Origin of the sequence: Streptomyces sp. NPDC050617 (genome assembly GCF_040654795.1) — a bacterium.
Lineage (GTDB): Bacteria > Actinomycetota > Actinomycetes > Streptomycetales > Streptomycetaceae > Streptomyces.
On sequence record NZ_JBFAIS010000038.1, the window covers coordinates 69238 to 76618 of the forward strand.

The following is a 7381-nucleotide window of genomic DNA, read 5'->3' on the forward strand; positions in this document are numbered from 1 at the left end:
ACATAACCAAACATAATGAACCACGGGCCAACACCGCCGTCAACATCACAATCCAACAAAGACACCCAACAGAAGTGTTCATTTTCGGACCGGCTGCGCGTACGTTGCTGTGCGATCAGCGCAGCCCACCGCCGTGTCACCCCAACCCCCGTGCCATCCGAAAAGAGCACCCCATGCAGAATCTGGCCGAAGGGCTTCGGCTCCCCACCAACGGGCTCGACTACGCCATCCTCGGGATCTACTTCGCCGTGGTCCTCGGCATCGGATTCGCGGCCCGGCGCTCCGTCAAGACCAGCCTCGACTTCTTCCTGTCCGGCCGCTCACTGCCCGCCTGGGTCACCGGCCTCGCCTTCGTCGCCGCCAACCTCGGCGCCACCGAGATCCTGGGCATGGCGGCCAACGGGGCGCAGTACGGCGCGTACACCGTGCACTGGTACTGGATCGGCGCGATCCCCGCCATGGTCTTCCTGGGCCTGGTGATGATGCCGTTCTACTACGGCTCGAAGGTGCGCTCCGTACCGGAGTTCCTGCTGCACCGCTTCGGGCCGTCCTCGCACCTGCTCTCCTCGATCATCTTCGCCGTGTCGTCCGTGCTGATCGCGGGCGTCAACCTGTACGCGATGGCGATCGTGCTCCAGGCGCTGCTCGGCTGGCCGCAGTGGGTGGCCATCGTCGTCGCCGGATTCTTCGTCCTCGCCTACATCACGCTCGGCGGGCTCTCCTCGGCGATCTACAACGAGGTCCTCCAGTTCTTCGTGATCCTCGCCGCCCTGATCCCGCTGACCATCGTGGGCCTCAAGCGGGTCGGCGGCTGGCACGGCCTCACCGACTCGCTCTCCGGCTCGCACGGCGACGCGTTCCTGACCGCCTGGAAGGGCACCGGCATCGGCGAGTCCAACCCGCTGGGCGCCAACTGGCTGACCATCGTCCTGGGCCTCGGCTTCGTCATGAGCTTCGGCTACTGGACCACCAACTTCGCCGAGGTGCAGCGCGCGCTGTCCGCGAAGAACCTCAGCGCCGCCAAGCGCACCCCGCTCATCGCCGCCTTCCCCAAGATCTTCATCCCGCTGGTCGTCGTCGTCCCCGGCCTGATCGCCCTGGTCATGGAGCCCTCACTCGGCAAGGCGGGCAAGGACGGGCTCCAGTACAACGACGCCATCCCGGTCCTGATGCGCGACCTGCTGCCCAACGGCGTGCTCGGCATCGCGGTCACCGGACTGCTCGCCGCCTTCATGGCAGGCATGGCCGCCAATGTCTCGTCCTTCAACACGGTCTTCACCAACGACATCTGGGCCGCGTACCTGAAGAAGAACCGCGAGGACGCGTACTACCTGAAGACCGGCCGCTGGGTGACGGCCGTCGGCGTGCTGATCGGCATGGGCACCGCGTTCATCGCCTCGTCCTTCAGCAACATCATGAACTACCTCCAGACCCTGTTCTCCTTCTTCAACGTGCCGCTGTTCGTCGTCTTCATCATCGGCATGTTCTGGAAGCGCACCACGGCGGCGGCCGGTTTCTGGGGGCTGCTGTCGGGCACCGTGGCCGCGATGGTCAACTACTTCTGGTTCTACAAGCAGGGCGTCATCACCATCCCCTCCGACCAGGGAGCCAACTTCGTCTCCTCGATCGTCGCGTTCGTCGTCGGCGCCGCGGTGATGGTCGTCGTCACGATGTTCACCAAGTCCAAGTCCGCCGAATCGCTGGCCGGCCTGGTCTACGGCACCCGGTCGCCCGGCATGGCGGAGCTGCCCGGCGAGGGCGACGACGCGTGGTACCGCAGGCCGGCGCTGCTCGGCTGGGGCGCGGTCGTGCTCGCGGCCGCCTGCTATATCCCGTTCTCGTTCTAGTGCCGAAAGGCCCGAAAGAGCGGACGAGCCGCGGCACGAGCATCATGAGCACCCACCGCCAACCCCGACGAGCCGAGGGAAAGAAGCACGCACCATGAGCGACTACCAGCGCGAAGTCGAAGAACTGGAGCGCGAGTCCACCACCGCCGCGCGCCTCTTCGACGTACGGCGCATCATCGGCGGCCTCTTCGTGGTCTACGGCGTCATCGTCACCATCGCCGGGATCACCGCCTCCGAAGCCGACATCAAGAAGGCCCAGGACATCAACATCAACCTCTGGACGGGCCTGGGCATGCTCGTCCTCGGCCTCCTCTTCCTGCTCTGGCTCAAGCTGCGGCCGACCGTGCCGCCCGCGCCGGAAGAGCCCGCGCAGACACAGGCGCAGACGCAGACGCACGACGACAGCTGACCGGGGCCCCGGGCCGCCGCGCCGGGAGCGGAGTCAGGACGGCTGCGCCGCGCCCGGCTCCGCCGCGTGGTTCGACGCGTTGGAGGCGGCGCGGTCCAGCAGCCCCGTACGGGCCGCCAGCGCCGCCGCCTCCAGCCGGGACGTCACGCCCAGCTTCATCAGCACCCGCTGTACGTGCGTACGGGCCGTGCTCGGGGCGATGCCCATCCCGGCCGCGATCAGCCGGGTGTCCTCCCCCTCCGCCACCCGCATCAGCACCTCCACCTCGCGCGGCGTCAGCATGTGCAGCAGCCGCGCGCCCTCGTCGTCCGGCTGCGCCGCCGGGTTGAGCAGCTCGGCGAAGGCGTGCTGGAGCAGCTGCGGTTCGATCGCGGCCTCCCCGGCGCGCGCCTTCACCATGGCGCGCTCGACGCCCTCTATGCGTTCGTTGTGCCGCACATAGCCGGAGGCGCCGGCCGCGAAGGCCGCCGCGATCCCGTGCGGGCTCGGCACCGGGCCGAGCACCACCACCGCGACCTGCGGCCGCTCGCGTTTGATCCGTACGATCGGCTCGAAGACCCCCGGCTCGGCGGGCGTCGCCGTGCCCAGCAGACAGACCTCCGGCGCCCTGCTCACCACCAGCTCGGCCGCCCCGGCGCTCGGAGCCGCCGCGGCGAGCACCCTGTGCCCGCGCAATTTCAACGCCGAAGCGAGCGCCTCGGCCAGCAGACGGTGGTCGTCGACCACCATGAGCCGCACGCCCATGCCCTACCCCCCTGTCCCCCCAGAGACCTACGTACCGGCCCTTCCGGCCTTGTCAGGCTCCCTCCCCTGGTCGTTTTGCGTACGTCTCCCTGAGCCCCTTGCTCCCGGAAGCTACACGCTAGTCCGGCATCGCGCGCCCCTTACCGGCGAGAAGTCCCCCGGAATGCCGAAATCCCGCCTGATCACGCGTAGTTCACGCCCGGCGTGAAACGTTCTGGCACGTCCGCGGCCCCGTCCGTACGGTCGTACGAGCGGGGCCCGGGCGCGAGAACTGCCGGTCTCCGGGCGACGGTTCAGCCGCCGTTTCAGCTACCGGTCCAGCCGCCGGTTCAGCTGCCGCCGAAGATCAGCAGCGTGTACTTCTTGCCGCCGAGCGACGAACGCGGCTTGTCGGCGTAGTGATTGCCGAGGTAGAGCCGCCCCTGAGCGTACAGACCCTCCTGGTAGTCCGGCGAGAGCGCGTTCTCCACCTCGTGCGAGTCCACCGGGTTTTGCAGCAGCACGTCCTTCTTGTACGTCCCGGGGTCGATGCGCACGACCGTGCCGCCCGCCTTGTACGTCGGGAGCTGGTAGGCGACGACGTAGCCGTCCTTGTCCATCGACAGCGGCAGCAGCACCGAGCCCGCCGTGCCCTCGGCCTTGCCCTTGGACTGCCCGCTGGCCAGATCGAAGCCGACGACCTCGTTGACCTGCCCCGAGACGGTGGACTTGCCGGTCTGGTGCTCCTTGGTCGGCAGGTACAGGGTGTCCTTGGAGACCGCGAGCTTGACGCAGCCCTCGACGTTCGTCGCGTCGCACTTCGGCGTGTATACGCCGCCCTGCGTCGAGATCTTGCTGCGCAGCCGGCCGGTCTTGGCGCTGTCGTCGACGGCCATGAAGTCGGACACGCCGTTGCCCGCGGAGCCGGCGGCGTCGAGGCCGACGACCAGCGGATCGGTGGAGGCGATGTGCGCCCAGCTGATGCCGGAGGGCACCTTGAAGGCCGACTTCACCGCGCCCGTCGCCGGGTTCAGCGTCTGGACTTCCAAGGACGGCCGGTTGTACGCGCCGCAGCGCCGCACCGCGACGAGCTTGCCGCCGCCCGCGTACCCGGCGTCCTTGCAGGAGTCGCCGCCCTTGGGCTTCCACAGCTCCTTGCCGCCATCGAGCTGCCAGGCGGCGCCGCCGTCCGTGCCGCCCGCGGCGACGGTGCCGCCGCCGACGGTGACCTCGTCGAAGCGGATGTCCTCGTCGCCGAGCTTGGCCGTGTGCTGCCAGAGCTTCTTGCCGGCGTTGAGGTCGATCGCGGCGACCTGGTTGCAGCTGGGGTACTTGTTCTTCGCGGTCGGCTTGGTGTTCTTGAAGAGCACCGCGGTCTTGCCGTCGGGCGTGGTCCGCTGGGACGCCCAGCAGATCTCCCCGTCGAGCGCGACCTCCCACTTCTGGCCGCCCGACAGCCCGTAGCCCACCAGCTTGTAGACGTCGGACTTCACGACGTACTTGTCGGTCGCCCAGAGGCCCTTGGTGGTGACGAGGTCGGGGACGTGCTCCTGCTCCTTGCCGAACAGCAGCTTGCCGTCGACGGCCTCGGGCTTCGCGTCGCCGCCCTTCTCGCCCCCGTCCTTCTCGTCGGACTTGGCCAGGCTCTTCTCGTCCTTCTTGCCGTCGTCGCCGTCCTTCGTGGCGAACCAGACGCCGCCGCCGACGGCGAGGGCGAGCACGACGACCGCGCTGACGACGGCGGTCATGCGCCGCTTGGACTTCCCGCCGCCGTCCGGCGCACCGCCGGGGAACTGGGCGGGCGGCGGATACGCGCCGTACTGCTGCTGCCCGTACGGTCCGGGCGGCGGCCCCTGCGGGGCGGCGGCGCCGAACGGCTGCGTCGGGAAGTCATGCGGCCCCGGCTGCGCCGGATAGCCGTAACCGCCGGGCGGCGGCGGGGGCGGAGGCGGCGTCCCCGGAGGCGGCGGGGGCGGCGGCGCCTGCGAGGCTCCGGGCGGATTGGCCGGGGGCGGCGGGGGCGGCGGCGGTGCCTGCGGGTAGCCGTAACCGGGCTGCCCCTGCGGCGGAGGCGGCGGCTGGGCGGGCGGATAGCCGTACGAGGGGTCCTGCGGCGCGCCGAAGCCGCCCTTGGGCGGCTCGTTCGGCGGGGGCGGCTGGGACATCAGCATTCCTCTTTACGCGGGCCCGCGGCACCGACCGGTCTCCCCCGCACTCCCGGTGGCCGGATATCGACTGAATATCCACCGGGAAGGAGCCCGTCGGGCGCGAAACCCGCCAGTCGATGAAAGACAAGCGGACAATCTTTCTACCACCCGCCCCCGACACCCCACCGCCCGGCAAAGGCCCCCACCACCACCTGAGACCACCCCGTGACAGGACCGTTGCGCCACCACCCGGCCGGTTCCCGCCGACTGTTTTGCGACACCGAGGCGACGACGGCCCGTCAGGGCCGCGCTCCCCGCTACGCGTCCTCCGCCAGCTCCAGCCAGCGCATTTCCAGGTCGTCGCGTTCCGCGGCGAGTTCACGCAGTTCGGCGTCGAGTTTGGCGACCTTTTCGAAGTCGGTGGCGTGGTCGGCGATCTGGGTGTGGAGCTTGGACTCGGAGTCGCTGATGCGGTCGAGGCGGCGCTCGATCTTCTGGAGTTCCTTCTTGGCGGCGCGGGCGTCGACGGCGGGCTTCTGCTTGGCGGGGGCCGGGGCGGCGGCGGGGGCCGCGGCGTCGATGACGCGCTGGCGCCGCTCCAGGTACTCGTCGAGGCCGCGGGGCAGCATGCGCAGCGTGGCGTCGCCGAGGAGGGCGAAGACGCGGTCGGTGGTGCGCTCGATGAAGTACCGGTCGTGGCTGATGACGATCATCGAGCCGGGCCAGCCGTCGAGGAGGTCCTCCAGCTGGGTGAGGGTCTCGATGTCGAGGTCGTTGGTCGGCTCGTCGAGGAAGAGGACGTTGGGCTCGTCCATCAGCAGCCGCAGGATCTGGAGGCGGCGGCGTTCACCGCCGGAGAGGTCGCCGACGGGCGTCCACTGCTTCTCCTTCGTGAAGCCGAACTTCTCGCACAGCTGGCCCGCCGTCATCTCCCGGCCCTTGCCGAGGTCGACGCGGTCGCGGACCTGCTGTACGGCCTCCAGCACCCGCTTCGCGGGGTCGAGTTCCGCGACCTCCTGCGAGAGGTAGGCCAGCTTCACCGTCTTGCCGACGACGATCTTGCCGGCCGCGGGCTGTGCGTCGCCGTCCGTACGGGCGGCCTGTTCGAGGGCGCGGAGCAGGGACGTCTTGCCCGCACCGTTGACGCCGACCAGGCCGATCCGGTCGCCGGGGCCCAGCTGCCAGGTGAGGTGCTTGATCAGCGTCTTCGGCCCGGCCTGTACGGTCACGTCCTCCAGGTCGAAGACGGTCTTGCCGAGCCGGGTGCCGGCGAACTTCATCAGCTCGGCGTTGTCGCGCGGCGGCGGCACGTCGGCGATCAGCTCGTTGGCCGCCTCGATGCGGAACCGCGGCTTGCTGGTGCGGGCCGGGGCGCCGCGGCGCAGCCACGCCAGCTCCTTGCGCATCAGGTTCTGCCGCTTGGTCTCCTCCGTCGCCGCGATCCGCTCACGCTCGGCGCGGGCGAAGACGTAGTCGGAGTAGCCGCCCTCGTACTCGTGGACGTCGCCGCGCTGCACGTCCCACATGCGGGTGGCGACCTGGTCGAGGAACCAGCGGTCGTGGGTGACGACGACGAGCGCGGAGCGCCGCGCCCGCAGGTGGTTCGCCAGCCAGGAGATGCCCTCGACGTCGAGGTGGTTGGTGGGCTCGTCCAGGACGATCAGGTCCTGTTCGGCGATGAGCAGCTTGGCGAGCGCGATGCGGCGGCGCTCGCCGCCGGAGAGCGGGCCGATGACGGTGTCCAGCCCCTGCCCGAAGCCGGGCAGGTCCAGCCCGCCGAACAGGCCGGTCAGCACGTCGCGGATCTTGGCGTTGCCCGCCCACTCGTGGTCGGCGAGGTCGCCGATCACCTCGTGCCGGACGGTGGCCGCCGGGTCGAGCGAGTCGTGCTGGGTGAGCACGCCGAGGCGCAGGTCGCCGGTCTGCGTGACGCGGCCGGCGTCGGGCTCCTCCAGCTTGGCGAGGATGCGGATGAGGGTGGTCTTGCCGTCGCCGTTGCGGCCGACCACGCCGATCCGGTCTCCCTCGCCGACGCCGAGGGAGACGCCGTCGAGCAGCGCACGCGTGCCGTACACCTTGCCGACGGCTTCCAGATTGACCAGGTTGGCTGCCACTGCCATCTCACTCCCGCTGCTCGGATCGACCGGTCTTCCAGCCTAAATGAATGAGTCCGATGTTTGTGCTGGCCGCGACCATGGCGAAGGGCGCCCGTTGGCTCGTGTGTGACGACAAACCTGGACACCCTTCTGGCGGCA

General features: G+C 69.7%; 5 protein-coding genes. 2 read left to right on the forward strand and 3 right to left on the reverse strand.

The window, feature by feature from the left end; translation table 11 throughout:
• Positions 1-173: 173 nt before the first annotated feature.
• Entirely contained in the window at positions 174-1847 is a 1674-nt protein-coding gene (locus AB0I49_RS34390; RefSeq protein WP_363231124.1) for a sodium:solute symporter family protein, read from the forward strand.
• A gap of 94 nt (positions 1848-1941) precedes the next feature.
• Complete coding sequence (locus AB0I49_RS34395) at positions 1942-2256, forward strand: hypothetical protein (protein ID WP_363231125.1); 315 nt, start codon at positions 1942-1944, stop codon at positions 2254-2256.
• A 33-nt stretch (positions 2257-2289) separates the two neighbouring features.
• Here AB0I49_RS34395 and AB0I49_RS34400 read toward each other — a convergent pair whose 3' ends face one another.
• The 3 genes from AB0I49_RS34400 to AB0I49_RS34410 all read right to left on the reverse strand — a co-directional run bounded on the left by AB0I49_RS34400 (position 2290) and on the right by AB0I49_RS34410 (position 7240).
• Positions 2290-3000 carry a LuxR C-terminal-related transcriptional regulator gene (locus AB0I49_RS34400; RefSeq protein ID WP_363231126.1) on the reverse strand — a complete coding sequence of 237 codons (711 nt, stop codon included), beginning with the start codon at positions 2998-3000 and terminating at the stop codon, positions 2290-2292.
• Between the two features lie 329 nt (positions 3001-3329).
• Positions 3330-5144 carry a hypothetical protein gene (locus AB0I49_RS34405; RefSeq protein ID WP_363231127.1) on the reverse strand — a complete coding sequence of 605 codons (1815 nt, stop codon included), beginning with the start codon at positions 5142-5144 and terminating at the stop codon, positions 3330-3332.
• Between the two features lie 299 nt (positions 5145-5443).
• Positions 5444-7240 carry an ABC-F family ATP-binding cassette domain-containing protein gene (locus AB0I49_RS34410; RefSeq protein WP_363231128.1) on the reverse strand — a complete coding sequence of 599 codons (1797 nt, stop codon included), beginning with the start codon at positions 7238-7240 and terminating at the stop codon, positions 5444-5446.
• Between the last annotated feature and the right edge of the window lie 141 nt (positions 7241-7381).

Excerpts from the sequence above, each read along its gene's own strand:
- AB0I49_RS34390 (WP_363231124.1), top strand. The coding sequence starts at position 174 with ATGCAGAATCTGGCCGAAGGGCTTCGGCTCCCCACCAACGGGCTCGAC.
- AB0I49_RS34395 (WP_363231125.1), top strand. The coding sequence starts at position 1,942 with ATGAGCGACTACCAGCGCGAAGTCGAAGAACTGGAGCGCGAGTCCACC.
- AB0I49_RS34400 (WP_363231126.1), bottom strand. The coding sequence starts at position 3,000 with ATGGGCGTGCGGCTCATGGTGGTCGACGACCACCGTCTGCTGGCCGAG.
- AB0I49_RS34405 (WP_363231127.1), bottom strand. The coding sequence starts at position 5,144 with ATGTCCCAGCCGCCCCCGCCGAACGAGCCGCCCAAGGGCGGCTTCGGC.